General features: G+C 63.6%; 25 protein-coding genes and 1 pseudogene. 5 read left to right on the forward strand and 21 right to left on the reverse strand.

Translation table 11 applies throughout. The annotated features are described in order from the left end of the window. Nucleotides 1-4: 4 nt before the first annotated feature. On the forward strand, nt 5-643 hold the full coding sequence (locus ACE3TJ_RS10095; protein ID WP_293779499.1) for a cation transporter: 639 nt from the start codon (nt 5-7) through the stop codon (nt 641-643). A 68-nt stretch (nt 644-711) separates the two neighbouring features. Here the strand turns inward: ACE3TJ_RS10095 and ACE3TJ_RS10100 are convergent, their stop codons facing one another. Continuing rightward, nucleotides 712-2,664: a cytochrome c/FTR1 family iron permease gene (locus tag ACE3TJ_RS10100; protein WP_293779698.1), complete on the reverse strand. Its 1,953-nt coding sequence runs from the start codon at nt 2,662-2,664 to the stop codon at nt 712-714. Between the two features lie 343 nt (nt 2,665-3,007). Between ACE3TJ_RS10100 and ACE3TJ_RS10105 the strand changes: the two genes are divergently transcribed. Both ACE3TJ_RS10105 and ACE3TJ_RS10110 read left to right on the forward strand, forming a co-directional pair. Continuing rightward, nucleotides 3,008-3,562, forward strand: coding sequence for a helix-turn-helix domain-containing protein (locus ACE3TJ_RS10105; protein WP_293779501.1), 555 nt, complete (start codon nt 3,008-3,010; stop codon nt 3,560-3,562). Between the two features lie 47 nt (nt 3,563-3,609). Continuing rightward, a complete protein-coding gene (locus tag ACE3TJ_RS10110; protein WP_293779503.1) occupies nt 3,610-4,269 on the forward strand; it encodes a class I SAM-dependent methyltransferase in 660 nt (219 codons plus the stop codon). A 27-nt stretch (nt 4,270-4,296) separates the two neighbouring features. Here ACE3TJ_RS10110 and ACE3TJ_RS10115 read toward each other — a convergent pair whose 3' ends face one another. The 16 genes from ACE3TJ_RS10115 to ACE3TJ_RS10190 form a co-directional block, all read right to left on the reverse strand. After that, complete coding sequence (locus tag ACE3TJ_RS10115) at nt 4,297-4,602, reverse strand: hypothetical protein (RefSeq protein WP_374595958.1); 306 nt, start codon at nt 4,600-4,602, stop codon at nt 4,297-4,299. 180 nt (nt 4,603-4,782) lie between these two features. Continuing rightward, a complete protein-coding gene (locus tag ACE3TJ_RS10120; protein WP_293779507.1) occupies nt 4,783-5,427 on the reverse strand; it encodes a thioredoxin domain-containing protein in 645 nt (214 codons plus the stop codon). Then, entirely contained in the window at nt 5,424-5,870 is a 447-nt protein-coding gene (locus ACE3TJ_RS10125) for a disulfide bond formation protein B (protein ID WP_293779509.1), read from the reverse strand. Before ACE3TJ_RS10125 ends, ACE3TJ_RS10120 begins: the two co-directional genes overlap by 4 nt. After that, entirely contained in the window at nt 5,867-6,349 is a 483-nt protein-coding gene (locus ACE3TJ_RS10130; protein ID WP_293779511.1) for an SRPBCC family protein, read from the reverse strand. The genes ACE3TJ_RS10125 and ACE3TJ_RS10130 overlap by 4 nt, the downstream gene beginning before the upstream one ends. 38 nt (nt 6,350-6,387) lie before the next feature. Next, nucleotides 6,388-8,877, reverse strand: a complete 2,490-nt coding sequence (locus ACE3TJ_RS10135) for a heavy metal translocating P-type ATPase (RefSeq protein WP_293779513.1) — start codon at nt 8,875-8,877, stop codon at nt 6,388-6,390. 55 nt (nt 8,878-8,932) lie between these two features. Next, nucleotides 8,933-9,574: a cation transporter gene (locus ACE3TJ_RS10140; protein ID WP_293779515.1), complete on the reverse strand. Its 642-nt coding sequence runs from the start codon at nt 9,572-9,574 to the stop codon at nt 8,933-8,935. A 1-nt stretch (nt 9,575) separates the two neighbouring features. Further along, complete coding sequence (locus tag ACE3TJ_RS10145; protein WP_293779517.1) at nt 9,576-9,971, reverse strand: DUF305 domain-containing protein; 396 nt, start codon at nt 9,969-9,971, stop codon at nt 9,576-9,578. Between the two features lie 82 nt (nt 9,972-10,053). Continuing rightward, on the reverse strand, nt 10,054-13,338 hold the full coding sequence (locus tag ACE3TJ_RS10150; RefSeq protein WP_293779519.1) for an efflux RND transporter permease subunit: 3,285 nt from the start codon (nt 13,336-13,338) through the stop codon (nt 10,054-10,056). A 1-nt stretch (nt 13,339) separates the two neighbouring features. Continuing rightward, nucleotides 13,340-14,509, reverse strand: coding sequence for an efflux RND transporter periplasmic adaptor subunit (locus tag ACE3TJ_RS10155; RefSeq protein ID WP_293779521.1), 1,170 nt, complete (start codon nt 14,507-14,509; stop codon nt 13,340-13,342). Nucleotides 14,510-14,522: 13 nt separating this feature from the next. Then, nucleotides 14,523-15,731, reverse strand: coding sequence for a TolC family protein (locus ACE3TJ_RS10160; RefSeq protein ID WP_293779523.1), 1,209 nt, complete (start codon nt 15,729-15,731; stop codon nt 14,523-14,525). A 55-nt stretch (nt 15,732-15,786) separates the two neighbouring features. After that, the gene (locus tag ACE3TJ_RS10165) at nt 15,787-16,068 is read right to left on the reverse strand and encodes a hypothetical protein (protein ID WP_293779525.1); all 282 of its coding nucleotides are present in this window, start codon (nt 16,066-16,068) and stop codon (nt 15,787-15,789) included. A 183-nt stretch (nt 16,069-16,251) separates the two neighbouring features. Further along, a complete protein-coding gene (locus ACE3TJ_RS10170; RefSeq protein WP_293779527.1) occupies nt 16,252-16,767 on the reverse strand; it encodes an RNA polymerase sigma factor in 516 nt (171 codons plus the stop codon). Then, complete coding sequence (locus ACE3TJ_RS10175) at nt 16,764-17,252, reverse strand: hypothetical protein (protein WP_293779529.1); 489 nt, start codon at nt 17,250-17,252, stop codon at nt 16,764-16,766. The genes ACE3TJ_RS10170 and ACE3TJ_RS10175 overlap by 4 nt, the downstream gene beginning before the upstream one ends. Before the next feature lie 221 nt (nt 17,253-17,473). Beyond that, nucleotides 17,474-18,394 (reverse strand): HEPN domain-containing protein, encoded by a 921-nt coding sequence (locus ACE3TJ_RS10180; RefSeq protein ID WP_293779531.1) that lies wholly within the window; start codon nt 18,392-18,394, stop codon nt 17,474-17,476. Nucleotides 18,395-18,736: 342 nt separating this feature from the next. Next, on the reverse strand, nt 18,737-19,090 hold the full coding sequence (locus ACE3TJ_RS10185; protein WP_293779533.1) for a hypothetical protein: 354 nt from the start codon (nt 19,088-19,090) through the stop codon (nt 18,737-18,739). A gap of 119 nt (nt 19,091-19,209) precedes the next feature. Further along, entirely contained in the window at nt 19,210-19,404 is a 195-nt protein-coding gene (locus ACE3TJ_RS10190) for a hypothetical protein (RefSeq protein ID WP_293779535.1), read from the reverse strand. A 209-nt stretch (nt 19,405-19,613) separates the two neighbouring features. On the opposite strand from ACE3TJ_RS10190, the gene ACE3TJ_RS10195 reads away from it, so the two are divergent. Further along, nucleotides 19,614-19,865, forward strand: a complete 252-nt coding sequence (locus ACE3TJ_RS10195) for a hypothetical protein (RefSeq protein WP_293779537.1) — start codon at nt 19,614-19,616, stop codon at nt 19,863-19,865. 127 nt (nt 19,866-19,992) lie between these two features. Here ACE3TJ_RS10195 and ACE3TJ_RS10200 read toward each other — a convergent pair whose 3' ends face one another. Then, complete coding sequence (locus ACE3TJ_RS10200) at nt 19,993-20,625, reverse strand: cation transporter (protein WP_293779539.1); 633 nt, start codon at nt 20,623-20,625, stop codon at nt 19,993-19,995. A gap of 68 nt (nt 20,626-20,693) precedes the next feature. Between ACE3TJ_RS10200 and ACE3TJ_RS10205 the strand changes: the two are divergent. Further along, nucleotides 20,694-21,108 (forward strand): annotated as a pseudogene (locus ACE3TJ_RS10205) (helix-turn-helix domain-containing protein). Nucleotides 21,109-21,189: 81 nt separating this feature from the next. Here ACE3TJ_RS10205 and mobF read toward each other — a convergent pair. The 3 genes from mobF to ACE3TJ_RS10220 are packed head-to-tail and all read right to left on the reverse strand — an operon-like array spanning nt 21,190 to nt 26,152. Continuing rightward, nucleotides 21,190-23,952 (reverse strand): MobF family relaxase, encoded by a 2,763-nt coding sequence (gene mobF, locus ACE3TJ_RS10210; protein WP_293779541.1) that lies wholly within the window; start codon nt 23,950-23,952, stop codon nt 21,190-21,192. Further along, a complete protein-coding gene (locus ACE3TJ_RS10215) occupies nt 23,952-25,784 on the reverse strand; it encodes a type IV secretion system DNA-binding domain-containing protein (RefSeq protein ID WP_366484316.1) in 1,833 nt (610 codons plus the stop codon). The genes mobF and ACE3TJ_RS10215 overlap by 1 nt, the downstream gene beginning before the upstream one ends. Beyond that, nucleotides 25,781-26,152: a hypothetical protein gene (locus ACE3TJ_RS10220; RefSeq protein ID WP_293779543.1), complete on the reverse strand. Its 372-nt coding sequence runs from the start codon at nt 26,150-26,152 to the stop codon at nt 25,781-25,783. Before ACE3TJ_RS10220 ends, ACE3TJ_RS10215 begins: the two co-directional genes overlap by 4 nt. Nucleotides 26,153-26,188 lie beyond the last annotated feature (36 nt).

The raw sequence follows: 26,188 nt of genomic DNA on the forward strand, positions 1-26,188 counted from the left end.
CGGCATGAGCGATTGTGGCTGCGAAGCCGACGAAAAGCGGGCAGGCGTCGACCCGGCCTATCGGCGCGCGCTCTGGATCGTCGTCATCCTCAACCTCGGCTTCGGCGTGATCGAGCTGGCCGGCGGCTTCCTCGCGCGATCGCAGGCGCTCAAGGCCGACTCGCTCGATTTCATCGGCGATGGATCGATCACCCTCGTCGGGTTGATCGCGCTCGGCTGGACCGCGGTCGCGCGCAGCCGCACGGCATTGGTCCAGGGCTGCTTCCTCGCCATCCTCGGCCTCGGCGTCATCGGTTCGGCGATCTGGCGCTCCTTCCATGCGATCCCACCCGAAGCCGATCTCATGGGCGGCATCGGCATCGCGGCGCTGCTGGTCAATATCTCCGCCGCACTCGTACTCAGCCGCTTCCGCAACGAAGGCGATGCCACCGCGCGCGCCATCTGGCTGTTTTCGCGCAATGACGCCTTGGCCAATGTCGCCGTCATCGTGGCGGCCGGCCTCGTCGCCGTGACCGGTGCGGCTTGGCCCGACCTTCTCGTCGCGGGCGTCATCGCGCTGCTCTTCCTCCACTCGGCCTATGATATCATCCGCGATGCGCTTGGAGAGATTTCCTCGCACAAGGCTGGTGTGGCCGCAGAGTGACGTGCTGGAAACCCGTCGTTTACTCGTACCACTGACGGTATGCCGACGATGTTCCTCGCGGCGCGCAGCTAAACCGCGCGGGGCGCCCTTGCCCGATTGAACCAGAAACCGGCGGTAAGGATGATTGCGGCCGCAAGCTGCGCCAGCACCGTCTGAAACGTCGGGTATATCCCCAAGATCGGAACCCGGGGAAATCCGGCCAGCGGCGTAACGCCGAACAGGCCAGCCTCCTGCAATCCGCCAATGCCCTTTCCGGCCAGCACGACTGCCAAGATAGCGATCAACGCCGCGCTCCATGAGAAGAACTGCGTGATCGGAAGTCGAGCGCTGTAGCGCAGCATCGCCCAGGCGATCAGGCCCAGCAGAACCGTAGCCGTCGCAGCCCCTGCCAGCAGAGCGCCGCCATTCCCCTGTGCCCATAAGGCGGCGTAGAAAAGGATGGTCTCGAACACCTCGCGATAGACCACGAGGAAGGTCAGGCCGAACAGAAACCATGCCGACCGGCGCGACAGCGCGGCGGAGATTTTCTCCTTGATATAACGCTGCCAAGCTTCGGCATTGCTCTTGCCATGCATCCAGATACCGACCGAGATCAGGATGATCGCGGCGAAGAGCGAACCAAAGCCTTCAGTGAGCTCGCGCGATGCCCCGCTGACCCCGATAAAGTAGGTTGCCACGAACCAGGTCAACGCCCCTGCGGCAAGAGCCGAAACCCAGCCGCCATGGACATATCCCATCACGTCGGTTCGCCCGGTTTTGCGAAGAAAGGCCATCATGGCGATGACGATCAGCAATGCCTCAAGGCCTTCGCGCAGAAGGACGCCGAACGCGCCGAGAAAGCTGGAAGACGCGCTCGCCCGCTCGGGCGCGAGGGCCGCCTCGGCTTCGACGAACAGCCGGGCCACTTCGGCATTTGCCGCCTCGACGTCCGCGACCGGGCGACCCCTTCCGATAGCCGAACGCAAATTTCCCATCGCCAGCTCGATCTTTGCCATGAGGTCGGGATTGCGCGCGGCAAGAACCGGTTCGACTGGTTCAAATCCATCGAGATAGGCGGATAACGCCAGATCGGACGCGGCGCCGCGGTTGCCGGCGGCATAGGCTTTCAGGCTCGCTTCGAGGCGCTGGCGGGACAGCGCCAGCGAGCCGGCCGGTTTCGCAACGACGGCTTCGGGCTGGCGACGCAAGAAGGCAGTCAGCGGCCCGGCCTTGCTATCCCCAAACTCGCGCGCAAGCTGGGCGGGAGTCTTGGCCACGAGGGTCGCAAGATCGGGTATGGCGGCCCGAACCGGCGCGTCCCTGTCCCATATCTGCCGACCGGAGGATCGCGAAGATTCGGGAAAGGCAAGGCTGCCGATATAAAAGGACAGCGCCCAGCGATCGCCGTCGGGAAGGTCTTCGAAACTCGCCATCGACGTGCCCTCAAGGCCTTGCGAAATCACCTGATAGAGCGCGAACAGGCTGCGCTCGCGCGCGCGCGCCGCGTCGGTGAAAGCGATCGGTGGCGGATCGAGCCCCGCGGCGCCCGGACCGTTTCCAGCGCCGGTCGCGCCATGACACACGGAACAATTTTCCGCGTAAAGCTTCGCGCCGCGCGCCAGATCGGGAGCCGACCGCGGCGCCAGCGGTACGGGATAGCTTCCCAGCAACGCCTCGGCGAGCCCCCGCGATTGTTCTTCGACCGTCGCCGGCGCAGATTTCGCAGCGATCGATTGGCGCAAGGTGGCGGCGCGAGCCACCAAATTCGGCTTCGCGGTTTTCTGCGGCAGTCGCTTCAAACGCGCTTCGACCTGCGCGGCAAACTCGGTCATCTCGGCATATTCGGCTGGACTGATTACCTTGCCGCCCGACACCGCACCGGGATAATCAACGGCAACATAATCGAGCAGCCGCCAAATGGTCTGAACTTCGGGTTCGCTCGCGCGGGCCGGCTGGAGCGCGATCAGGGCCAAGAGCAGGACAGCCAGAGCGCCGCGCCCCAGCGCCCGCATCGGTGCGAATGAATTTCGGTTCAGGGTCATCGCCACGCAAGCCACCTTTATTGAGAATGATTTGCATTGACTGATTAAGTCTTGGCAATCAACATAGAATCGGCATCTTTGGCTAACCTGCGATCGACAGGACCAAACTTCCGAGGGCGCAACGCCAACGGGCGCGAGCGTCTTGCGCTGCTTCGAACCGAGTTACGCTCGGTCCATGCGAGCTCCTTCCTGACCGGATGCCGCCCCTTCAGGAAGATATGCGCATTGGAAAGGCAGACTTCGCATTGGCGATTTCCTTGCCTGCTGGTCGGGCTCGGTCGGCGATGCCGTTCCCCATCGGCACTTCGCCGCGCAGGCGGTCTTTGCCGACGATCCGGTCGAAGTGACCGACAGCCAGGGGCAACGCTACAAAGGTCGGTGCCTGCTCATCGAGCCCGAAGCCGTTCACTGTCTTCTTCCGGCGAGCGAGGCGGAGCTCTGGTATGTCGAGCCGACGATCCAATTCGGTCCGCCCGACGATCTGAAAACGCGCCTGAGCGGCGTGAAGCCGATCAATATCCCAACCGGCCGCGGCACGGGCTTTTGGAAGGCTTGGCTCGCACTGGAATCGCGCCGACCGCTCGATGCGCGCATCGTGCAAGCCGCGACGACGATCGATCGGCTCATCGGGGCAGGACCCGTCCGGCTTGCCGACGCCGGCCGGGAGAGCGATCTGTCGCTCGGACGGTTCCGCCATCTCTTCACCGCCGAAATCGGAATGCCGTTCCAACGCTATGTACTGTGGCGCCGTTTGCTGATCGCGTTCGACGCGATCGGCAGGCAGCGGAGCGCGACGGAGGCGGCGCACATGGCGGGGTTCAGCGACAGTGCCCATTTCGCGCGCACGATCAAGACGATGTTCGGCATTTGCGCGAGTGATCTCATGATCGAGGGATAGCCCCTCCGTTCAAGCGCGGATGGGATGGCCGCCGTTAAAGAAGGGTCATGACCGACACCGACAGAGATTTCGTACCCGCGCTTGGCAAGAGCGGTTCGCTCGACCGCTATGACGCCGCAATCGCACTCATGACCCGTGAGAAAAGGTGGCGAAGAGACTTGCTGAAGCTTGTCGCAGCGCAACCGGGCGATCGGATTGTCGATATCGGTTGCGGCACGGGGACCCTGGCGATCGCGTTGAAGGAAGGCGAGCCGGAAAGCGAGATTTTGGCAGTGGACCCCGACCCGGCCGTGCTCGAGATCGCTCGAACCAAAGCCCGCACTGTCGGCGCCGATATCCATTGGTTCGAGGCAATGGGCGATGAGCTGGATGGGATCGCCGCGCTTCAGGGATGCGACAAGATCGTCTCAAGCCTCGTTTTTCATCAATGTTCGATGGAGATCAAGCAAGCCATAGCCGCGCAGATGCATCGCCTGCTCAGGCCGGGCGGCCAACTGTTCATCGCCGATTACGGCGAGCAGCGCGCGCCCCTGATGCGCATGCTGTTTCGCCAGATCCAGTGGCTCGACGGGGTCGAATATACCGAACCCAATGCCCGCGGCTGCATGCCAGACACACTCGCAGCCGCCGGGTTCGACGCCGTGGAAGAGGCAAAGATCATCGCGACGCCGACCGGTTCGATTTCAATCTATCGGGCGGAGCGGTAACGGCCTTCGCCCACCGCGCGATCGGGCCTAGCCGCGCCAGTGGCGCCCGCGATGATGATGGTGCATGCGGCGCTTCTGGTAGCGTCGTTCATAGCGATCGCGCCGCTCGTAGCGATGATCATTGCCGCGATAATAGCGATCATTCGAGCGATAGCCTCGGTCACAGCCATGATTGGGTACGTCGTGGCGCACCGAGCGATAATCGCGGTCGTGCCCCCGCGGGGCGTTATGGTCGCGGCTCCAGCCGCCACGATCGTCACGATGCTGGGCAAGGGCTGTGCCCGGAACGGCGAAAGCGAGCATCGCCGCCACGATGGTCAAGAATTTGCGCATGTCAGTCTCTCCTTTTCGGCTTCCAGCAATTCGCCCTCGTCTTTGAATGCCTTCTGAATATGCCGTCTTCGCCCGCGACGGGGCGGCGATCCGGGTCATATTTGCGGCAAGGTGGCCGGAATCTTGCGCATCAATTGCGGTGCGGAGGCCCCGCCCCGGCCTTCGCCGGGACGGGAATTATCACTTGCCCTTCGCAGCGACCGCCGCGCGAACCACAGCTTCGAGCTGTTCCGGCGAGGAATTGGGCAGTTTTTGTCCATTGATGAAAAAGGTGGGCGTTCCGCGCACGCCGACAGCGCGCGCATCCGCGATGTCCTGCTCCGCCCATGCCATCGCCTCGGCCGAGGGCATGGCGCGCGCCTTCGCGACATCAAGCCCCGCCTTTTCGGCAGCCGCCCATGCCGCGTCCATCCTGCCGTCATGCCAGTCGGGCTGGGCTTCGAGGACCGCGGCCATCACGGGCTCGAGCTTGCCCTGGACACGTGCGGCCTCAAGCATAACGATCGCTTCGGCCGATCCAGGGTGGAGGGGAAGATAGCGCATCACCAGCCGCACATCTTTCGGATATGCGGCGAGGATTTCCTTCACCTTGGGAAAGAATGCGCGGCAGGCTTCGCATGACGGATCGAAGAATTCGACGATGGTCACCGGCGCATTTTTCGGCCCGATGACGGCCGAATGCGGCCGGATGAGCGCATCGACGGGACCGGCGATCACCTTTGGCGCAGGTTCGCCGGCGACCGATCCGCTGTAGAACATGGCGCCGCCGGTGAATGCGAGCGCCGATACGACGAGGGTGGCTACCACGCCGAAACGTCTGTTCATGATTTCAGTCTCCTTTGGAAAATGAGCAAAAGCCCGAAAATGGCCGAGAAGGCAGCGAGCGACAGCAGCGGAAACGGCACGCCAGCGACGCTCATCGCTTCGCCCGAGCAAGACGGCCCGCCGTCGCACGGAACGATCGGTGCGGAGATGAATCCCACGAAAAGGAGCAGGTGATAGAGGGCGACAAGCCCGCCCCCCGCCGCCAGTGCGAGCCCGTAGGGCACGACATGGCGGTCTGACCGGAAGGCGGCGATGGCAAGCATGATTGCCAGCGGAAACATGAAGGCGCGCTGGAACCAGCAAAGGACGCACGGGGCCTGCCCCATCACCTCGCCGATGAAGATGGCCCCGAGGCTCGCGGCGAGCGCAACCAGCCAGGCGACGAACAACGCTGACCAAGCGGCGCGATCTCCGGCCCGCGCTTCGCGGACAATCCGGCTCACGGTCGCCGCCCGCCTTTCGGTCGCATGACCTTCGCCGGCGGCTTGGCGCGCGGCCGAGCGAGATATTGGGTCAGGAAGCGGTCGGTTTCGCTGAGAAGGACTTCAAAATTTCGGCGCGTCTTGGGCAGGCTGAGCCGCGCGATCAGGCCCTTGCAGCTTATGGAGTGGACCAACTGCGCCCCTTCCGGCGCGGGCTCTATCCGGAAATGTTCCTCGATCGAAAGCAGCAGCCGGCTCAGCTTTACGTCGAACGCGAGGTGCGCACCCGGCTCGCATTCGGACACGGTTGCCGTCACGCGCCAGAAGCGCGGATTGGCCGGATTCATCCTGAAGGAATATTCGACCACCGCCCCGCGTTCGGCGAGACCTTTGGGCCGGACATAGGGGTTCCAGCGCCCATAGTGGTCGAAATTCACCAAAACGTCCCAAAGCTGCGCCGGCGACCACGGCAGCAGCGTCTCCTTTGCAATCTCAAACACACTCACCCTCCCGTATTGGCTACGCCGCCGCGGCCCGGTTATTCGCGATAAGCCAGAAGCCGCAGCGCGTTGGCGACGACAATGAGGGTCGAGCCTTCATGCGCCGCGACCGCCGGACCGATCCCGAGGCCGAAGATCGTCGCCGGCACCAGCACGACGACGACGCCGAGGCTGACGACCATATTCTGCCGGATGATCGAGCGGGTACAGCGGCTAAGTCCGATTGCGAAAGGCAGATGCGACAGGTCATCCGCCATCAGCGCGATGTCGGCGGTCTCGAGTGCGACGTCCGAACCCGCGGCGCCCATCGCGATCCCGACGGTCGCGCTCGCCATCGCCGGGGCGTCATTGACGCCGTCGCCTACCATCGCGACGGGCATCTCGGCGCGAAGCTTTTTGATGGCATCGACCTTTTGCTCAGGCATCAGGTCACCCCATGCCTCGCTGAGACCGACTTCTGCAGCGATCGATTCAGCGACCTTCTGATGATCGCCAGAGATCATGATCATGCGACGAATACCGAGCTTGCTGAGACGCGCGATCGTCTCGCGCGCCGCGGCGCGCGGCGTGTCCATGAGGCCGATCGCACCGAGATCGCGCGTTCCCCTGCGCACGACCATCGTTGTTCGGCCCTTCTCACGGAGCTCGGCGATGGCGGTCGCCATTTCGGCCGATAGCGGTGCGATGCCGTCGGTGCCGAACATTTCGGCCTTGCCGATGCTGACGATTTCGCCGTCGACCTTGGCTTCGACCCCGCGGCCCGTCAGGCTCTTCAGATCGGTGGCAACCGGAAGCGCGGCGCCGGGAAAAATCTCCCGGCCATCGCGTGCGATGGCGGCCGCGAGCGGATGATCGCTCAGGCTCTCGACTGCGACTGCAATGGCAAGCAGCTCTTCCTTGGTGACCCCAGGCGCCGGGATCGTGTCGGTTATGCGCGGCCGTCCTTCGGTCAGCGTTCCCGTCTTGTCGAAAGCGAGCGAGGTCAGCGAACCGAGATTTTCGAGCGGCCCGCCGCCTTTGACGAGGACGCCGCCGCGCGCGGCGCGCGCGACCCCGGAGAGCACGGCGCTGGGGGTGGCGATCGCCAGCGCGCAGGGGCTCGCCGCGACGAGGACGGCCATGGCGCGGTAGAAGCTGTCGCGGAACGGCTCGTCGACGACGAACCCTGCGAAGAGAAGGAGGAAGACGAGGCCGAGAACACTCGGCACGAATATCCGCTCGAACTTGTCGGTAAAGCGCTGGGTCGGGGATTTCTGGGTCTCGGCCTCGTTGACCATCTTCACGACCTTCGCGAGCGTCGTGTCGGTGGAAAGCCGGGTGACCGCGATTTCGATCGCGCCTTCGCCATTGATGGTGCCGGCAAACACGCGATGTTTCGCATCGAGCGTGTCGGCGCGCAGCGCGGCCTCTTTGGCATCGGCGACCGGTTCCTTGTCGACCGGCACGCTCTCGCCGGTCACCGGCGCCTGGTTGACGCTCGATCGGCCGAGGACGATGAAGCCATCGGCCGGGAGCCGCTCATTGGGTTTGACGATGACGATATCGCCGACCACCAGTTCCTCGACCGGAAACTCGCGCACTTCACTGTCGCGGCGAACAAGCGCGGTTTGCGGCGCCAGTTCCGCCAGCGCCTCAATGGCCCGCTTGGCACGCCCCATCGCATAATGTTCGAGCGCATGGCCGAAGCTGAAGAGAAAGAGCAAGAGCGCCCCTTCGGCCCAAGCGCCAAGCGCGGCGGCACCCGCCGCGGCGACGAGCATCAGCGTGTCGATCTCGAATCGCTTGAGCTTCAGATTCTCGATCGCCTCGCGCAGGGTGAACCAGCCGCCAAGGCCATAAGCGGCAATATAGAAAGCGAGCGAAACCCAGGTCGGCGCGTCGGCCACCTTCTCGATCGCGAAGCCGACCCCGAGCACCGCCCCGCACAGCAGCGCGACATAAAGCTCGGGGTTCGCGCCAAAAATGCCGCCATGGGCATGTACATGCTCCCCTTCGGCATGCTCGGCGTGATCATGGCCACTATGATCGCCGATCTCGTCGTGTGCGTCCTTCACCGGCGTCGCCGCTATTGCGGTCGCCGATTTCGGATAGACGCCCATATCGGCCAGCGCCGCGCGGATCCGGTCGAGCGATATGTCGGTTCGGCTGAACTCGACGCGGATCATCCCCGCCGCGCTCGCCTCGGCTTCGACGACGCCGGGAAGCTGGCGCAAACGATCACTCACCGTTCGGGCGCGCCGCGTGTGTCCGAGCCCCTCGACGTCGGTCCAGAGAAGATGCTGATATTGGTCGGTCAGTGCCGCCCCGGCACTTCGGGCGAGCTGGCGCACCCGTTCGAGCGGCACGACGTCGGGATCATAGTGGATACAAAGCTGGACGGGTGCGTCGCCCTGCGCGGCAACGACATGCGCCTTTTCGACGCCCGGCCGGCCCTGCAGTTCGCCGGACAACCGTTCTAAACAGCGGTCCGCCTCATCGGGCACCTCCGGAAGCAAGAGTTCGATATCGAGCCTGACCGTTTCCGTCATCTTTCGATCCTTTTAGTTGACCACTTGCGCATGCCGGGAACCATTCGTGTTCCCGCTATATCGAGCCGCCATTAGAACTTTTCTCTTCGCCGTGTGCGTCGCGCAGAATCTCGACGGCGCCTTTGATCGCGATCCCGGCGGTGGCGAGGCCGACGAGCAGGTCGGGCAAGTTGCTGCCGAGCCACAGAACGAGCGCGCCGGCGACAAGAATCCCTCCGTTGGAAACGAAGTCGTTGAAACTGAACGTCTTCGCCGCACGGACGTTAACGTCGGGCTTCTCCAACCGTTGCAGCAACCGCAGGCAGATGTAGTTCACGACTGCGGCGACCGCGGATATGATCATCATTGTCGCTCCGATAGGCTCGCTACCCATGATATAGCGGCGGCCGACATCGATCGGGATGGCGATCGCGAACAGCAGTAGCATGACGCCCGATGCCTTCGCAGCGCGGGCTTTCCACTGGTCGCCGCGAGTTAGCGCGGCCAAGCTGATCGCATAGACCGCGACATCGGCCGTGTTGTCGACCCCGTTGGCGACGAGCGCGCTCGAATCGGCGAAAATGCCGCTGGCGAAGAAGCCGCCGGCAATGGCGGCGTTAAGCAGGAGGACGGCCCACAAGGTGCGCCGTTCGTCAGGGCGTTCGCCGCCGTCATCGGGATCGATTGCGGCGGCGGGAGGTTCGGGTGCCGCAGCCATTTTAGTTCGCCGTGCCCGGACTTGGGCGCCCCGCCTGGTCGCGCCGTTCCAGCCAGTTTAGTATGACAGCGATCTCCTTTTCCTGCGCCGCGATTACCGATTGGGCGAGCGCGCGCACTTCGGGGCCACTGCCATGTTCAAGCACGACCTTGGCCATCGCCACCGCGCCTTCATGATGCGGGACCATCGAGCGCATGAAGTCGGTATCGGCGTCGCCGGTGAGGACGACCGCCATATCCTTGTACATCCCATCGGCGACCGCCCCAAAGGCCTTGGAAGTGGAGGTCGCCGCCGCATGCTGCATGGCGCCATGCCCCGCGCCGTCCGCGGCGCTATCCTGTTTCGCGGGCGCGCACGCAGCGAGGAACATTGCCGGCAGGAGAATTTGAAACTTCATCGGACGGCCTCCGGAAAAGCCGATGGCGGCGGATAGCCACCATCGGTTTCGCCATATCGCGCAGCACTAACATGAACTTTGCTCACTCGGGCTGCCCGCCCTTCTTGTCGTCGCCCGGCAGGAAGACCCGTTCGCCGAGCGCGGTAACGTCGGTGTAGTCGCCAGCCACATGCTTGTTGTGTCGTCCGCGGAGCAGCAGATGGCTGATAGCGGGGAGGACGAACAAGGTCAGCAGCGTCGAGGTAATCAACCCGCCGATCACGACGATCGCGAGCGGTTTTTGCACCTCGGCGCCGGTCCCGGTGGCCAGCGCCATCGGCACGAAGCCGATCGCGGGGACGATCCCCGTCATCAGCACCGCCCGGACACGCTCCATCACGCCTTCACCAATGGCGACATCGACAGGTTTGCCTTCGTCGATGCGCTGGTTGATGCTCGACATCACGACAAGACCGTTAAGCACCGTCACGCCCGACAGCACGATGAAGCCCACCGCCGCCGAGACCGAGAAGGGAAGCCCGGTCAGGAGCAGCGAGAAGACGCCGCCGGCGAGCGCGAGGGGAATTGCCGAGTAGACAGCAATCGCCTGGCGCACGCCGCCCAGTGCCATGAACAATATGCCGAAGATGGCGACGAAGATGATCGGGATAACGATCGACAGACGCGCCGACGCAGCTTGCAGATTTTCGAACTGCCCGCCCCATTCGATAAAGCTCCCGGTGGGAAGCTTGACCTGCGCATTCACCTTTTCCTGCGCTTCGGCGACGAACGAGCCCAGGTCATTGCCGCGGACATTGGCTTGCACCACGACGCGCCGCTTGCCGTTTTCGCGGCTGACCTGATTCAGGCCTTCCGAAAAGCCGAACCTCGCCAATTCGCTGAGCGGCACCGATGCCCGCGCGCCGCCTTCGCCCGGAAGGAGCACGGGAAGCGCACCTACCGCGTCGAGATCGTCGCGCGTGGCCCGGTCGAGCCGGACGACAATATCGTAGCGCCGGTCGCCTTCGAACACGATCCCTGCCTCGCGCCCCCCAAGGGCCGCGGCGACCGTATCGCTGACATCCTGAAGCGTCAGGCCGTAACGCGCGATCGCGTCGCGGTCGAACTGGACATCAAGCACGGGGAAGCCCGCGGTTTGCTCGACCTTGACGTCGGCGGCACCCGGAACGGTGTTCAGGATCGCCGCCACCTGCTGCGCGGCGCGGCCCATTTCATCGAGATCATCGCCGTAGAGTTTGATCGCGATGTCACCGCGTACGCCCGCGATCAGTTCGTTGAACCGTAGCTGGATCGGCTGGCTGATCTCGAAGGCGTTGCCGACGAGCGGTTCGAGCTTCTTCTCCACCCGCTCGATGACGTCGTCCTTGGTGCTCACGCCATCGGGCCAGGCATCGCGCGGCTTCAAGATGATGAAGGTGTCCGACGCGTTGGGGGGCATCGGATCGCTGGCGACCTCCGCCGTACCCGTCTTCGAGTAGATGAAGGCGACCTCGGGAAGCGACGAGACCGCCCTTTCGACCTGCAGCTGCATTTCCTGCGACTTGTTCAGCGATGTCGAGGGGATGCGCAGCGCCTGCATTGCGAGATTGCCCTCGCCAAGCACGGGGATGAACTCACTGCCAAGCATCCCGAAGACGAGGATGGCGGCGGCAAAAGTCCCGCCACCTGCACCGATCCACGGCCAAGGGCGCGCGATGACGCGCTTGAGCACGGGCTCGTAGCGCGTCTTCACCCAAGCGATCGCGCGCACTTCCTTCTCAGCGACTTCGCCGCGAATGAGCAGCGCGACCATTGCCGGGACGAAGGTGAGCGATGCAACGAACGCACCGGCGAGCGCCAGCAGCACCGTAATCGCCATCGGCGAGAAGGTCTTGCCTTCGACGCCGGTGAAGGTGAGCAAAGGCACGAATACGAGAAAGATGATTGCCTGCCCGTAGATCGTTGGCTTCACCATTTCGCGCGAGGCTTCGAACACCTCGTGCAGCCGCTCGCTCAGCGAAAGCAATCGGCCTTCATGATGTTGTCGTTCCGCCAGCCGCCTGAGGCAGTTTTCGATGATGATGATCGAACCATCGACGATCAGTCCGAAGTCGAGCGCGCCAAGGCTCATTAAATTGCCCGATGTCCCGGTAATATTCATGCCCGTGCCCATGATCAGGAACGAGATCGGGATCACCAAGGTCGCGATTACCGCGGCGCGGAAATTACCGAGCAGCCAGAACAGCACCGCCGCGACGAGTAGCGCGCCTTCGGCGAGATTCTTCTCGACGGTGCCGATCGTTGCATCGACGAGCTGCGATCGGTCGAGCACCGGTTTTACGACGATGCCCGGCGGCATCGATTTCGCAACATCCTTCAGGCGCTCAGCGGCGGCCGAGGCCACGATCCGGCTGTTGCCGTCGGCAAGCATCAACACTGTGCCAACGACAAGTTCTTTGCCATTTTCCGACGCCGAGCCGGTGCGCAGTTCACCGCCGATCTGCACCGTCGCGATGTCGCGGACCATGACGGGAACACCGCCGCGGCTAGCAACGGTCGCACGGCCGATTTCGTCGAGCGAGCGGATGCGGCCGTCGGCGCGGACGAGGAAGGCCTCTCCGCCGCGTTCGATGAAGTTCGCGCCGACCGAGATGTTGGCTCGCTCGAGAGCTTCGGCAAGCTCGGAGAAAGAGATGCCGTAGCTCGCCAATTTGGTCGCGTCGGGCTGGACGACGAACTGTTTTTCATAGCCGCCGATAGAATCGACGCCGGCGACACCCGGCACCGTTCGCAGCTGCGGACGGATAACCCAATCCTGCACGGTGCGCAGATAGCCAAGCTTGGCAACATCATCGACGAGGATTTCGCCGGTTGGAGTCATGTAGGAGCCGTCGGGCTGGAAACCCGGCTTCCCTGGAATTTTCGGATTGTCCTTGGTCGCGGTCGGCGCAAAATCGACCGTGTACATCAGCACTTCGCCAAGGCCCGTCGAGACCGGCCCCATCTGGGGTTCGGCGCCGTCGGGTAAGGTGCCCTGAGCCTGATTGAGGCGCTCGGCGACCTGCTGCCGCGCGAAATAGAGATCGGTATGATCTTCGAAAATCACCGTGACCTGGCTGAACCCGTTGCGCGAGATCGATCGCGAACTTTCCAGTCCCGGAATGCCAGCCATCGCGGTTTCGATGGGGAAGGTCACGAGGCGTTCGATGTCGAGCGGCCCGAGATTGGGCTGGACGGTGTTGATCTGCACCTGCTTGTTGGTGATGTCGGGCACGGCATCGACGGGCAGCTTCAAGAGCTGCGTGAGGCCATAAGCCGAGATGATGAGGGTGAGGATGACCACACCCCAGCGAAAGCGTATCGACGCGTCGAGGAGTTTTTCGATCATCTCAATGCTCCGCCTCGCCCTTGCCGATTTCGGCCTTGAGCAGGAAGGCACCGCGCGTTGCGATGACCTCGCCAGGCTTTACGCCGTCGACGATCTCGATGCGGCCGCCGCCGCGCTTGCCGGTGACCACCGTGGTCGCCTGGAAGCCCATGGCGGTCTTGACGAAGACAACCTCGCGGCCTTCGACGGTCTGCACCGCCTCTTCGGGCAAAGCGATCAGGGCGGAGCCTGCACCACCCTGCGGTTTGATGCGTGCGCGAAGGCCCTGACCGGGCGTCAGCCCGGCAATGCCACCGGGAATGAGTATGATTGTGGCGCTTTTGCTCTCGGGATCGAGGCTGGGGGTTGCCGAGCGAACCCGTGCGTCGACCGTCTCGCCACCGAGAAGTTCGATGACCGCGGTATCGCCGGGCTTGATCCGACGCGCATCGGCCGCGAGCACCGATGCATTGATCTGGATACGATTGGGGTCGGAGACGCGGAACAATTCGGTTCCGGCGAGCACATAGGATCCGAGCTTGGCGTCGGATTTCGTGATTCGCCCGGAAATAAGGCTCGTCACCGCCAGGGTGCGACCGTCGCCCGAAACCTTGGCGGCAGCGGCAGCCGACTGCGAACGCCGTGCTTCGGCCTCGGCTTCGGCAAGCGCGGCGGCGGCGGCTTCGAGATCCTGCTTCGCGGTAATCCGCGCATCAAATAGCTTCTTCTCGCGCGCATAGGTTGACCGAGCGAGGGCGAGGCGGGCGCTGGCCGCACTCCGTTCGGAGGCAATCGCGGCCGCATCGCGGCTTTCCATCACTGCTACCGCTTCCCCGGCACGCACGGCGTCGCCGAGACGGCGGTTGATACGCGTAATCGCTCCATCTGCACGCGCCGTCAGAACGGCCTCGCCTTCGGGCGTCGCTGCCACGACTCCCTGCGCAAGTATTTCCGAGCCGAGGCCGCCAGCCTGGATCGTCTCGGTGACGATGCCCGCGCCTTTGGCGCGCGCCTCGTCCATCAGAATCTGCCCTTCGACATGTCCTTCCTCTTCTTCCTCGGCGGATGCCGCGGGTGCGGCGGCCTCGGGAGCGGTCATCGAGCGACCGATCAGGATACCGCTGCCGCCCAACAGGAGAGCCCCGACCGCGACGGCGGCCATGAGGCGATTCTTGGTTTCGAAGATTTGCATGATTTTCAGTTCCCTATTGCGCGTTCGCGCGGCCCAGCGCGGCAAGGGCGCGGGCGCGATCGAGCTGCGCTTCGATCAGTTTGAGATTGGCGCTGGTCAGCGCCTCCTGGGCGTCAATCAGTTCGATGAGCGTGAACTTGCCTTGTTGGTAGCCGATCTCGGCGACCCGCGCGGCTTCACTCGCCTGGGAAAGACCGGCTCCCGACAAGGCGGAAACCCGTTCGTTCGCCGCCGCCAGCATCAGTTCAGCGCCGCGCCGCGAGAAGCGGGTATCGAGGCGCGTCTGGGCCAGCTGCGCTTCGGCGGCTTCGCCACCGGCGCGCGCGGCAGAGATGTTGCCGCGATTGCTGTTAAACACTGGCAGTGGAATGGAAACACCGACGATGAAGGCGGTATCCTTGTTTTCGCGGAAGTTGCGAACTCCTCCCGATGCCGTGATGTCGGGCACGCCCTCGGCCTGAGCTAGGTGTACTCGTGCCGAAGCGGCATCTCGCTCCGCCGCCGCGAGGCGTTCGTCGAGGCTCTGCGCATCGGCCGGCAAGGCGGGCGGCGGCGGAAGATCCTGAGCGATGACCGACAGCTCGGGATCTTCGCTGCCGATGAGCAGGGCCAATTCTTGCCGCGCCGACAGAAGTTCTGACTGCGCGCGCAGACGTTCGGCCTTTGCCTCCGCCAGCAGGGCGTCGGCCCGCAGCTTCGTCAGCGGCGGGTCGCGACCTACATCAACGAGCGCCTCAGCGATGCGCGCCAGCTCGACCGCCCTTTCTTGGACACTGTCGGCGAGCGCTTCCCGATCCTCCGCCGCGCGCAGTTCGGCGTACGACACGATAATGTCGTGGATGAGGTCGGCGTCGGCCATTCGTAGCGCGATCTCGGCGAACGACCGCTCGGCGGCGGCGACCTCCTTGCGCGCGCGCCTTTTTCCCCCGAGCTCGAAAGGCTGCGACACCGCAATTGTGGTCTCGGTCTGGCGAAAGGTTCGATAGGGTCCGGTGCCGCTGAAATTCTCGACTTCGGCGGATATGGTGGGATTCGGACGCACACCCGCCTGCATGGCACGTCCCACGGCCGCCTTAAGTTCGGCTTTGGCCTTGGCGAGCCGTGGCGATACGTCTCGTCCGCGCGCCAGCGCGTCGGACAAAGAGACAGGTTCGGCGAACGCGGGTTGCCCTGCCATTGCCAGCGTCCCTGCGAACAGCAGGACGCCCAGTGATTTCGACATAAGTACTCCTGATCAATGCAAAAGGGCGCAGGCGAATGCCTGCGCGGGGCAATGATCAGGCGGCGGGAGGCTCGGTTGGGGGGGCGGGGGCGCGTGAAGCGAGCGCAACAGCTGCGCGCGCGAGATGGATATCGCGCGCCGGCCAGCTGCCAGGCATCTCGGACGCGTCGGAAAGCAGGCCTGCGGGGCAATGATGATGGTGGAGAAGCGCGTTGCCGTTCGGAGCACTGTCGTCGGGGGTCGCGTCGTGCGCGGCCTCTACAAAAACATGCTGATGCACATCAACGCCCACCGGTGCAGCGTCATAAGCCATGGCCAGCGTATCGAGGCCCGCCATAAGCGCTACAATGAGCAACAATAAGTGGACCAAGCGGTTTCGCATCTAACGCCGGTTAGCAGCCGTACAAAATACAGGCAAGTCAGGAATTCGCCGCGGCCAAGACTGCAAATCCTGTGGCTGGCGTCCGTGCAAAGTGGCTGAGACTAGAACATTGTTCCCAGAGAGCTTTGCCCAGACGGGTTATCCAGCCACACTCCAGGCTGTCAATGCTCGGCGAATCCGCATCAATGCCAAGCTCATGTGATGTTGGACGCCCTTGTCGCCGATGCCGAGGTGTTTCGCAATCTCCGTATAGGTCATATGTCTCGTCCGGTGCATCATGAAAACGCGCCGGGTCCGGCGCGACATGGCGCGGAGTGCCCGCCCGTAAGCTCGCCGCAAGTCGGCCTCCTCGATTCGCCATGTCTGCTCCGGGCAGACGGGGGCGTCGCAGCCTTCGTCGAAGGGAAAGATGACGGCTTGCGACTGCTGTTGCTGGCGCGCGCGGTCGATCAGCAGATTGCGGGCGGAGCGGGTCAGGTAGGCCTGCGGATTGTCCATCCGCTCGAAAGCGCCGCTGCGCAGCAGGCGAGCGAAGGTCTCCTGCATCAGATCGGGCGCCTCGTCGCGACCGACCCTCGTCCTGAAGTAGCGCAGCAGTCGCCCGTGCTCGGCCCGATAAAAGGCCGCGAACGCGGCGGTCGAATCGCGCGTCATGGCCGTGCTCCCCGGCGTTCACGCGCATAGAGCGGTGCATCGCGCGCGGCACGGTACAGCGTGATGCCTGCCTCAATGCGGTCGAGAATGAACGTGTCCCGTTCGGTCCTGGCGATGCGAATGTCGGACTTGGCGAAGATTTCAAGATCGACCGCGCAGCGGTCGCCGAGTTCGCGGTCGATGACCGTGCGGGCGCGGCGCCAGCAGCGGTCATCAGTGAACAGCGGATGGTTGACGACGATCCAGAGTTCGTAGTCAGAAAAGGCAAGCGTGTGCCGGTCTTCATACCAGGAGCGCCGCGCATAGGGGCCGATCAGGATGATCCGCTTGATCTGGCCGGGCTCGGGCGCCTGCACCTGTTCGGGGTCGAAGCAGCCGCGCACTATGCGCGCGATCCGTTCAACCTCACTCTGCTTGCGGCGGATGAGATGGTCGACGCGCGCCATCACGACCTCGCGCGCGTAAACGTCGATAGGGGGTGTCATATACAGCTCGCACACCAGCGGTCCGCGCGTTCATGCGCGGATGTGCAAGCGGTGTCCGCTGCGTGCCGCAGATGCGGCTTACAGCAACTGCCCGACCATAATGGCCGAGCCTGCATGATGCCTGGCAGGGTTATCCCGGAGATGGCCGCCAGTCATTCCATCCCGTGGCAGGAATATGCCAGAATCCGGGCGGTTCGGCAAGTTGCCGGGAAGTGGCGGGTTTATTTGTTCGCCGCCGCTTCCAATTCGGCGACGCGCTCAGAACAGACCTGATGAACAACGCGCCCAAGTTCCTCGACACGGGCGCCGAGCCAAGTCAGCTCTTCATCGCTGATCTTGTAATGCTTGGAGTAGCGGGCCTTCGTGTAGGCTTCCTTCAGCTTCTGAAACATGGCGCGGTCACGACGATTGTCCTCGGGCCATATCCCGAACAAGCGCCGGTCCAATCCTTCAGCGAGAGAACGCAAGAAAGCGATATTGTGATTGTATGGCGTATAGTATGTCAGCGTGAGCAAAAGGCAGGAATAAAGCCGCTCTGTGGTTTGGTGAAAATCAAACGCTGCGTCCTTCAGCAAGCCTTCTCCCATAGCGTACTTTGCGAGTTTCTGACGCGACATCGCACTTGCGATGCCGTCTTCAAAATACTCTTTCGCCGCCGCTAGGGCTTCTCCCGGTGATTTGGGTCGGGGGGCCCGTAGTTCGCGGTCGTCCGCCTCATAAAGCGCGACACCGTCTTTGGCGACCTCCATGAAAAAGACGCGGCCATGCGCGAGGCCGTCGTTCACCTCATGCAGAGAGTGGACGATGAAGTTGACCGGCGTGCGTAGCGTCTTCTCGATCGTATAGGCCCGGATCAGTCGTTCCTCGGCTTTGGCCCAATAGGTGGCGCGGTCGGTCAGCTCCTTCTGGCTGACGATGATGAGGATGTCGTAGTCGGACTTGTACTGGTTCGCCGAGAGCGGCGCATCGACCCAATTGCCGCGCGCATGGCTTCCAAACAGGACGATTTTAAGGATACGCGCGCCCTTGCGCCGCCCGACCGCGTTCTCGGTCGCCTCGCGAAACTCGTCAAAAATGATCTCGACGATGCGCTCAAGCTCGCGCTGCTTCGCGGCAGGGAGGTGGTCGATATCGGTGCGCATAGCCCGGATTCTTCGCCTTTCTCAATGTTTTGGCAAGCGCTATCGCCAAGAGCTCCTTCGGCGGCGAGAAGCACGTTGCTGGTGTCACACATGGCGACCACAACCGTGTGGCAATAACCACTCTGCGGACCACTACATTACAGGGGCACGCCAGCCCTACCCAGATAACCCCAGTGATCGCGGTGCACGCCACGCCTCGGAGCTATTCCAAGACCAACGATCAAGAGACGTCTATACAGGCAGGCGGAGAGAGTCGGTCACTCCGCCCACAACAATAATCGATACGTCTACAGCGCATCTGTTGCCGGGCGTCGCTATCGCGACAAGCTGAACCTTCTCTCCTCAGGGGTCTGGATTGATTCTGATCTCGACGAGTAGACGGGAAACTTCCGTTACGTCATTCACGTTGAGCTCGCCGTAGAAACTCTTGCCCACGAACGGGTGGCTAATCATTTTTGGCAGATAAGTATCGGTCTTTGCGATGATCTCTCCGGATTTGGTCAAGGCTTCCAAGTGGATATGACCATGCGTGTGACCGTAGTTTCCGCGGCGCACTTTACCCCAAATTTCAACACCCTGTTTACCTCGATAGGCGTGGACCCATTGGATGGTGTAAGGCTCGCTGAAATTCTGCGTAATCGGAACTTCGAGCTTAGGTCCTAAAGCGCAACCACCGGTTGCGAGAACGACTGTCATTGCGGTTACGAAAAGTCTCGCTCTTGATAGCATCGTACTATGCCTCTCATATTTTGGAGTTATCGGCGCGGCCCCTCCTTCGGGTTTGCGCGTCGTTCTGCCCTGAATCCTCAAATTTTTCATGTCGATGCACCGGCAGGTAAAGTGCCGGGACCGACAACAGTGTCAGGAGCGTTGACGAGACGGTCCGGCCAATCACCGGTGGCGAGTGCACGCCGTACAGCCTTCTCAAGGCTGATCGGCTCGGCTCTTGCGGCATTTGGCAAATGCAGCACCGTCCCGGCCAAAAAGCCGGCGGCCATTTTCAATAGCATGGGATTAGCTCCTGAAACGTAGCACATCACGGGCCGGAATTTTCCCGACCCAGCGAAGGGGCATTTCAGGCTAGGGGCGGTTCCGTCGGTTGGTCCGGCGTCAGTGAGAGAAGCACCGTGGCTTCTCCCGGCCAGAGAATTTTCCTGCTAAAAAAGGCGAGCTCGGCGGCATCCCTCGCATCACCTACCACCGTCATGGGACAATGGATATGATGCGCGATTGGTTGCAATTTGTCGGTAGCGCCATCCTGCGGGGATTGTTCATGGTCATCTATATGATGCGCGCCCGCAACTTGAACGAATTCCACTCCAAGACCACGCTGCTCGTCATGGGCTTCTACGGGCGTGTGAAGTCCGGCGCACAACACCGAAAACAGAACCAGAATCTGAAGAACAATGCGCCCCATCGACTAACTTTTAGCAAAGCGCATCAATTTTTCAAAACAAATCATCAATGGTAGTCCCACCATCACTATGGTTCTGAAATGTGCATACGCCAGAGCATATGCTGGGCGATCGCGCGGTCACCATCACCGCGAGCGCGAAGCGAAGTGATTTGCTCTGGACCATAACGGCAATCAACTGCAGTCATGTTGCCGCATCCGCGCCGGAAAGTTCGCGCCGTGCTTGCTTTATGACTTCCAGACCGCCTTGCAGGCCCAAAAAGGCAATAATGAACGCTGCAATGATGTCGGGCAGACCGCTACCCGTCAAAAGCACGGCGAAACCTGCTGCAATGACCAGCAAATTGTTGATCGCATCGTTACGTGAGCATATCCAAACGGAACGCATATTAGCATCGCCTGACCGAAACCTGTAAAGCATCAGAGCAACCGTTACGTTGACGAACAGCGCAAGTGCGCCGATGCCGCTCATCATCCAGGGTTCGGGCTGGCCTCCAGCGAATAATCCCCAAATGGCCGAAATCAGGACGCCGAGAGCAAAAGTAAATATAGTAAAGCCCTTGATCATCGCGGTCCGCGCGCGCCAGGCTAATGCCATTCCCGTCACGCCGAGGCTAATCGCGTAATTTGCCGCATCACCCAAAAAATCGAGCGCGTCAGCCTGCAGGGAGCGGGAACCCGAGACGGCACCAGCTGCAATTTCGATCAGGAACATTAGGGTGTTGGCTGTAAGGGCAATCCAAAGGATGCGTCTCCACGCCGGATTGGCATGTGACTGAACAGTTTCGCACGAACTGGTGCAGCACGTACTTCCCATCGCCAAACTCCTTGGTTCATTCGAGTCGGCCAATTATATGGACCCTGTAGCAACTACAGGGTCAAGTCGTGAAAATTGGGAAGCTCTCGCTGACCACCGGCACTAACGTCGAGACGATCCGTTATTATGAGCGGATCGGCCTTTTACCCTTGCCCGACCGCACACCTGCCAATTACCGGTCCTATGGGTGAGTCACACCGAGCAAGACTCGCGTTCATACGTCATTCGCGTGAACTTGGCTTCACCATCGAAGACATTCGCTCGCTTCTTGACTTGGCGGACCATCCAGACCGGGAATGTTCGGCAGCCGACCGCATCGCCAGTCGCCATCTTGAGCAGGTCGAGACCAAGATTGAGCATTTGCTCAGACTTCGTGACGAACTGAAGCGCCTGATCGGCGACTGTCGGGGCGGTCTGGCGGCCGATTGCCGCGTCATCGAAGCGCTTGGCGACCACGCTTTCTGCGAAGTACATCACGCATGACGTATATCACTGCTAAGTTTCGCTCTCCGCCGCCGTCATTGCCTTGGTAGCGCCGAGCGAGGTCGCAATGGCCGGCATCTGCTACCCGATGCCGGCCCCCTTGGCTTTAACGGCGGCGGGGGAGGGCACGACCGCCTGCGCGATGGCAGTTTGCATCTGTCCCGCCCGTTCGCTGATCGCGGACACCAGTCTTCCGCGATCATTGGTGAACACGGTGGCAGAGGCCTTGGCACGAGAAATCCCCACATAGAAGCTCTTCTGATCGACAAGGTTGGTGGCCCGGCTGTCGGCGTGGACGATGACATGGTCGGCGGTGCGGCCCTGAGCGGCAAAGGTGGTTTCGACATAGGCGTGGGCGATGTGCCGGTCCCGCGCCGCGTCCAGATTCAGCGTTTCGGTCCTGCCTTTCGACGTCTCGATGGTTGCCGTGCGGGACTTCTCTTCCACGGAGATCACGACGCCACGCCCACCGTTGACCCGGCCGGCTCCGCGATCGTTTCGTGTGAACCGAATGCTGTCACCGGCTTTGAGCTCCAGCGACTGCGGCGCAAATGCCTGGCTCTTGCCAGCACCCCATTGCCGCAAACGCCAATCCACCGCGCGTCCGTCCTCTGATTTCAAGGTGATCGCGGCCTTGGCCGGATCGATGCTCTCCACCTGGTAAGCTTCGCCGCGCGCCACGCCCTTGTCGTCATAGTCGCGAGTAAACCGGACGACATCGCCCTTGTCATAGCTCAAGGGATCGCGCGCCTCGGCGCGGGTCAGCCCCTTGTTTGCGAGGCTCTGCACCGTGACGGCCGGCCCGGTGAGCGCGCCCGACCCGGTCAGTGCAGCACGGATATCGGCGGTCAGGGCATCGCGCCCCTCGCGCGACGGCTCGATGACAAGCGTTCGCGCGCGGCCAGCCTTGTCCAGCGCGGCATATGACTCGGCGATAGCGGCAAACCGTTCGGCGCGGTCGGCACGCTCGATGATCTGCCCGCCGCCCCGATCGAGCGCGTCGAGCGCCGCCTTGGCGTCTCCGGCGATCGATGCGAGCACGGCCTCTCTGGTCGCCGCATTGGTCTGCCGGACGATCTCGGCGAGTCTGGCGGTTTCCATACCGGCGTCCTGCAACTGCGCGAACGCGGCGCCTGCTTCGACCGAGCCAAGCTGCTTCACGTCGCCGACAAGGAGGACGCGGGCATTGTGCCGGTCGGCGAGGTCGAGCAACCGTGCGGTGTCGCGGGCCGAGAGGAGCGAAGCCTCGTCCACGATCCACGCCGCAGGCTGGCCCTGAGGGGAGCGCTCGGGTGACAGAAGGTGCCGCGCGACCGTATCGCCGCGCGTGCCGAGCGCCTCGCCCAGCACCATCGCCGCCGATGCGGTGGGGGCAAGCGCAATGACCGATACGCCGCGCGCCTCGGCCTCGCGCGCGAAGGTCGCGAGAACCGTGGTGGTCTTGGCGGTGCCCGCATAGCCCTGCACGGCAGTGACGCCGTTCCGGCTGCTCAGAAGCTGCGCCGTGGCTTGGCGCTGGTCGGCATTCCAATCAAACCCCGCGCGTTCCGCCTTCGCCGCTGCATGGGCGGCGGCCTTGGCGGCGGCAAGCGGCGAAGCGATCGGGGCAAGGGTACCGCGTCCTTCCGCCTCGATGCGCAGCATCCGGGCTTCGGTCTCGACATTCCGGCAAGTGGTGAACCCGGCGAACGCCGCGCCGCGCCGGTCCAGAAAGGTCCGGTCGATCAGCGTGCCTTTGTCAGTCGCCGCCGCGAGGGCCGTGCCGACCTGCGCGTAGCTGACCTTGCCGAGCCCAACCCGTCCGGCTTCCTCATGCAAGGCGGCTACGGAAAACACCGATTGCCGTTCGCCGAGCTTCTCGGCGGCCTGGGTGATCGCGCGGGCTGCCGCATTCTCGCCCTGCATGTCGCGGCGCAGGCGGTAGGCAGGATCGGCGGCCGTGGCTTTGGCCTCGCGGATCATCGCCAGTCGTGCTTCCGGACCGAACCCTGCCTTGTCGGCTGTCTCCCGCCAGCCCGCGACAAGCGCGGCATGATTGGCCGCGACCTTCGCCTGCCGCGTGTCGAGCGCCGCGACCTGCTTTTCCGACGCGCTCGCGATGTTGCGCGACGTCCCGCGCGCGGCAAGGGCCGCTTCGATCTCGGCGCTGCGCGTGCTGAACGCGGCCATCACCGCGCCGGACACGCCCTTGATCTCGAACAGCGAGTCCTTGCCCGTCTCGATCTCATAGCCGAGCTCGCGCACTTTCAAGGCGAGTTCCTGCCGGTAGATCGCGCCGATCTGCTTCTGAAGCTGGTAGAACGCGCGCGGCTCAAGGCTGCGCCAGCTGCCATCCTCGCCCTGCGTCGCGTTCATGATGACGTTGTGCGTATGAAGCTGCGGGTCCTGCGCGCGGCTGGTGCCGTGCTGGAAGCTGGCGATGATGAGATTGCCGGTCGCTTCGCGGGTGACAGTGCCGCAGTTGCGGACGCGCGTCGCGGCCATGTGCGTCTCGACATGCGCCATCGCGGTCCTGACCGCTTCGTAGTGAGCGGCGATCAGCCGCCGGTCGCCTGCCACCTCCGCCATGATCGACACCGACTTCGGCGCGCTCAAGGTCACATCCCAGCCAGGGCGGTGTTCAAGCTGGCCGCCGCGCACCGTGCCGAGCTGCGCGCCCTCGACCTTGCCGTCCAGAAGCGCGCGGAACCGGTCGCGGTCCACCTCGCCGGAGAGGTCCAACGCCTCGGCGCCCTTGCCCTGCCATTCCGAAGGCGAGAGGCCGCCCTCGGCGTAATAGTCGTCGGCCTCGTAGTAGCTGCTCGCCTGCGCCGAGCTGGTAAGCGCCGACACGGACGCGACCATCACACCGGCCCTTGGCTCGTGGGGGATGGCGAGGACTCGGACGGGGGCTGCGAGGAGGGCGCTGCGCGTCCCGATTGCCAGAGCGTCGTGCCTGGATCGCCCGCGACGAAGCCCGGCTGGCGGGGCGGCCCGCGCCGCGCGACATGATTGGCGGTGAGCTTCACGCGCGCCACCGGCAGGCCGTCCGGCAGCAGCAGGAAGCCTTCATGCTTGGGGAGCCGCAGTTCGCTTTCGAGGACGGCGGGCCGTGTCTTCCGCATCCGGCCCAGGGTGGTGCGGGCTTCATCGTCGCCATCGGCCAGCGCGTCGGTCATAGTCTGGATTTCGACATCGCACGTGCCGATGGTCTCGCTGGCCCATCGCCGGGTCTCGCTGTCGATGGTTTGCAGAAACAGCTTGGTGTTGCAGCAGCCGAGCATCGACTCGGCGAGCTGCGGCCCGTAGCGGTGCCGCATCTGCCCGAGCGCCTGAAAGGTGAGCACGACGGCGGCGCCGAACTTGCGCCCTTCGGGGAGAAGCCGCGCGAGATTGTCGACGCGGGGGAGGTCGGCAAGCTCGTCGAGCACGAACCAGATGCGCCGCTCAGGAGAGGGCGCGAGCCCCAGCACGGCGCTCGCCGCGCATTCTAGCCAGCAGGCGAGGAGCGGTTTCGACGCTTCAAAATAGTCTTCCTTCCGCGGCACGAAGATCCACGGGCGCGGGGTCTCGCGCGCATCGAGCCCGCTCATGAAGTCGCGGAACGCGAACGGCGCCCCGCCGCTGTCCTCGGCGCGCAGGAACTGGATGAGGTCGGCGGCCTTGGCGAGCATGAAGAGCACGCTGCCCGTCGCCCGGTCGGCATCGTCGGCGAAGGTCCGCGCCGATGACGTATCGGTCAGCCAGACCTTGAGTTCGTCCTTGGTCTTGACCTGAAGCGCGCCGAGCAGCGCGGTAAGGGTGGGGTTTCCCTCTTCCCAGAGCTTGCGGATCATGTTGGCGACGAGGATGCGGGCTGTCTCCAGCCACACGTCGTGGTCCTGGCTGTTCGTCTCGGTGATGAACTGGTGCGCGATGCGCGCGGCGTCGGCGGGGTGGCCGATCTCCGCGAAGGGCGTCCAGAACGCGCAGCGGGCATCGAACGGGTTCAGGATGACGTCGCCGCGCTCGGGTCGGTAGTAATGCGCGACGAACTCACCGCTGGTGTCATAGACGAGCGCGGCGTCGCCGCGTCCCTCAATGCAGTCGAGCAGCTGACGCAGCGCCGTGGTCTTGCCGCTACCTGTCGTGCCGATCATCGCCATGTGGCGGGTTTCGAGCGGCGCGGGGATCGGCACACTGCCGATCGACAGGGCATCGGCATGCGCGTCTCTGGCCACGAGCTTCGCCAGCTTCTTCTCTGTGGTGACGAGGGTTCCGGCGATGACGCGATCGTCAAGCGCGCGCTCGCGCCGCCGCGCAGCGGCACCGCGCAAGAGGACGAGGCCGAACAGCCAGGCGGCAAAGCCCAGCCCGCATCCGCGTCCTGCGTAGACCAGCACGGCACCTACTGCCTCGCGGTAGTGGCGGCTCGCAACCACGGCGCGTGCGGATACGCGGTAATCCGCTCCCCTATACGTAACGCTGATCTCGGGATCGGCGACAGCCCCGTCCGCGACCCACATGCTCGTCCGCACGTAGGCGTAGACGCCCGCCGCCCACTGAGCGTCTCTGTCCAGCATCGTATAGGGTGCGGCGACTGAGCCCAGTGCCATGGCTCCGAGCATGACACCGGCTTGGCGCTTGAAGCGCCGGGCGTGGTTGCCGCGAAGCTGCCGCCGGACGGCATCGGCATGGATGCGCCGGTCATGGGTCACGATCGGCCCTCCTGCGAGAGTCGCCGCTGGCGGTCATAGGCGGCGTTGATCTCGGCGGTGATGACCTCGTCGCCCTTGCGTGCGCCGAGTGCCGCGCTGCGCGCATAGGCGTAGGCGGCGCACGCGGTGAACAGCGTGCGGTCGAGCATCCGCTCGACGTCCACGATGCGGGTGCCAAGCGATGCCAGTTCGGCGACGAGTTCGCGGTCGTCGGTGCCCGGCGCGGGCGGGTTGGCGAGCGCCGCAATGCCGGCTTGCACGCTCAGCTGAAGAGCCGCGTAGACGCTCGTGTTCTGCTGCCTGGCCAGCGAACGCAGCGCATTGTCGAGCGATGCGGGCAGGCGGACGGTGTATTGAACCGGCTTCATAGCGCTACCGGGCTCAGAGTGCGCCGCGCACTCGTG

This window comes from Sphingosinicella sp. (genome assembly GCF_041916975.1).
GTDB lineage: Bacteria > Pseudomonadota > Alphaproteobacteria > Sphingomonadales > Sphingomonadaceae > Sphingosinicella.

Bases quoted from the DNA above. Each gene is read 5' to 3' on its own strand.
- ACE3TJ_RS10140 (WP_293779515.1), bottom strand. From the start codon at position 9,574: ATGGCTGCGGCACCCGAACCTCCCGCCGCCGCAATCGATCCCGATGAC.
- ACE3TJ_RS10150 (WP_293779519.1), bottom strand. From the start codon at position 13,338: ATGATCGAAAAACTCCTCGACGCGTCGATACGCTTTCGCTGGGGTGTG.
- ACE3TJ_RS10110 (WP_293779503.1), top strand. From the start codon at position 3,610: ATGACCGACACCGACAGAGATTTCGTACCCGCGCTTGGCAAGAGCGGT.
- ACE3TJ_RS10115 (WP_374595958.1), bottom strand. From the start codon at position 4,602: ATGCGCAAATTCTTGACCATCGTGGCGGCGATGCTCGCTTTCGCCGTT.
- ACE3TJ_RS10175 (WP_293779529.1), bottom strand. From the start codon at position 17,252: ATGACACCCCCTATCGACGTTTACGCGCGCGAGGTCGTGATGGCGCGC.
- ACE3TJ_RS10190 (WP_293779535.1), bottom strand. From the start codon at position 19,404: ATGCTATTGAAAATGGCCGCCGGCTTTTTGGCCGGGACGGTGCTGCAT.
- ACE3TJ_RS10185 (WP_293779533.1), bottom strand. From the start codon at position 19,090: ATGACAGTCGTTCTCGCAACCGGTGGTTGCGCTTTAGGACCTAAGCTC.
- ACE3TJ_RS10120 (WP_293779507.1), bottom strand. From the start codon at position 5,427: ATGAACAGACGTTTCGGCGTGGTAGCCACCCTCGTCGTATCGGCGCTC.
- ACE3TJ_RS10170 (WP_293779527.1), bottom strand. From the start codon at position 16,767: ATGACGCGCGATTCGACCGCCGCGTTCGCGGCCTTTTATCGGGCCGAG.
- ACE3TJ_RS10180 (WP_293779531.1), bottom strand. From the start codon at position 18,394: ATGCGCACCGATATCGACCACCTCCCTGCCGCGAAGCAGCGCGAGCTT.
- ACE3TJ_RS10220 (WP_293779543.1), bottom strand. From the start codon at position 26,152: ATGAAGCCGGTTCAATACACCGTCCGCCTGCCCGCATCGCTCGACAAT.
- ACE3TJ_RS10135 (WP_293779513.1), bottom strand. From the start codon at position 8,877: ATGACGGAAACGGTCAGGCTCGATATCGAACTCTTGCTTCCGGAGGTG.
- ACE3TJ_RS10095 (WP_293779499.1), top strand. From the start codon at position 5: ATGAGCGATTGTGGCTGCGAAGCCGACGAAAAGCGGGCAGGCGTCGAC.
- ACE3TJ_RS10195 (WP_293779537.1), top strand. From the start codon at position 19,614: ATGATGCGCGATTGGTTGCAATTTGTCGGTAGCGCCATCCTGCGGGGA.
- ACE3TJ_RS10165 (WP_293779525.1), bottom strand. From the start codon at position 16,068: ATGGCGGGCCTCGATACGCTGGCCATGGCTTATGACGCTGCACCGGTG.
- ACE3TJ_RS10145 (WP_293779517.1), bottom strand. From the start codon at position 9,971: ATGAAGTTTCAAATTCTCCTGCCGGCAATGTTCCTCGCTGCGTGCGCG.
- ACE3TJ_RS10200 (WP_293779539.1), bottom strand. From the start codon at position 20,625: ATGGGAAGTACGTGCTGCACCAGTTCGTGCGAAACTGTTCAGTCACAT.
- ACE3TJ_RS10155 (WP_293779521.1), bottom strand. From the start codon at position 14,509: ATGCAAATCTTCGAAACCAAGAATCGCCTCATGGCCGCCGTCGCGGTC.
- mobF (WP_293779541.1), bottom strand. From the start codon at position 23,952: ATGGTCGCGTCCGTGTCGGCGCTTACCAGCTCGGCGCAGGCGAGCAGC.
- ACE3TJ_RS10160 (WP_293779523.1), bottom strand. From the start codon at position 15,731: ATGTCGAAATCACTGGGCGTCCTGCTGTTCGCAGGGACGCTGGCAATG.
- ACE3TJ_RS10100 (WP_293779698.1), bottom strand. From the start codon at position 2,664: ATGACCCTGAACCGAAATTCATTCGCACCGATGCGGGCGCTGGGGCGC.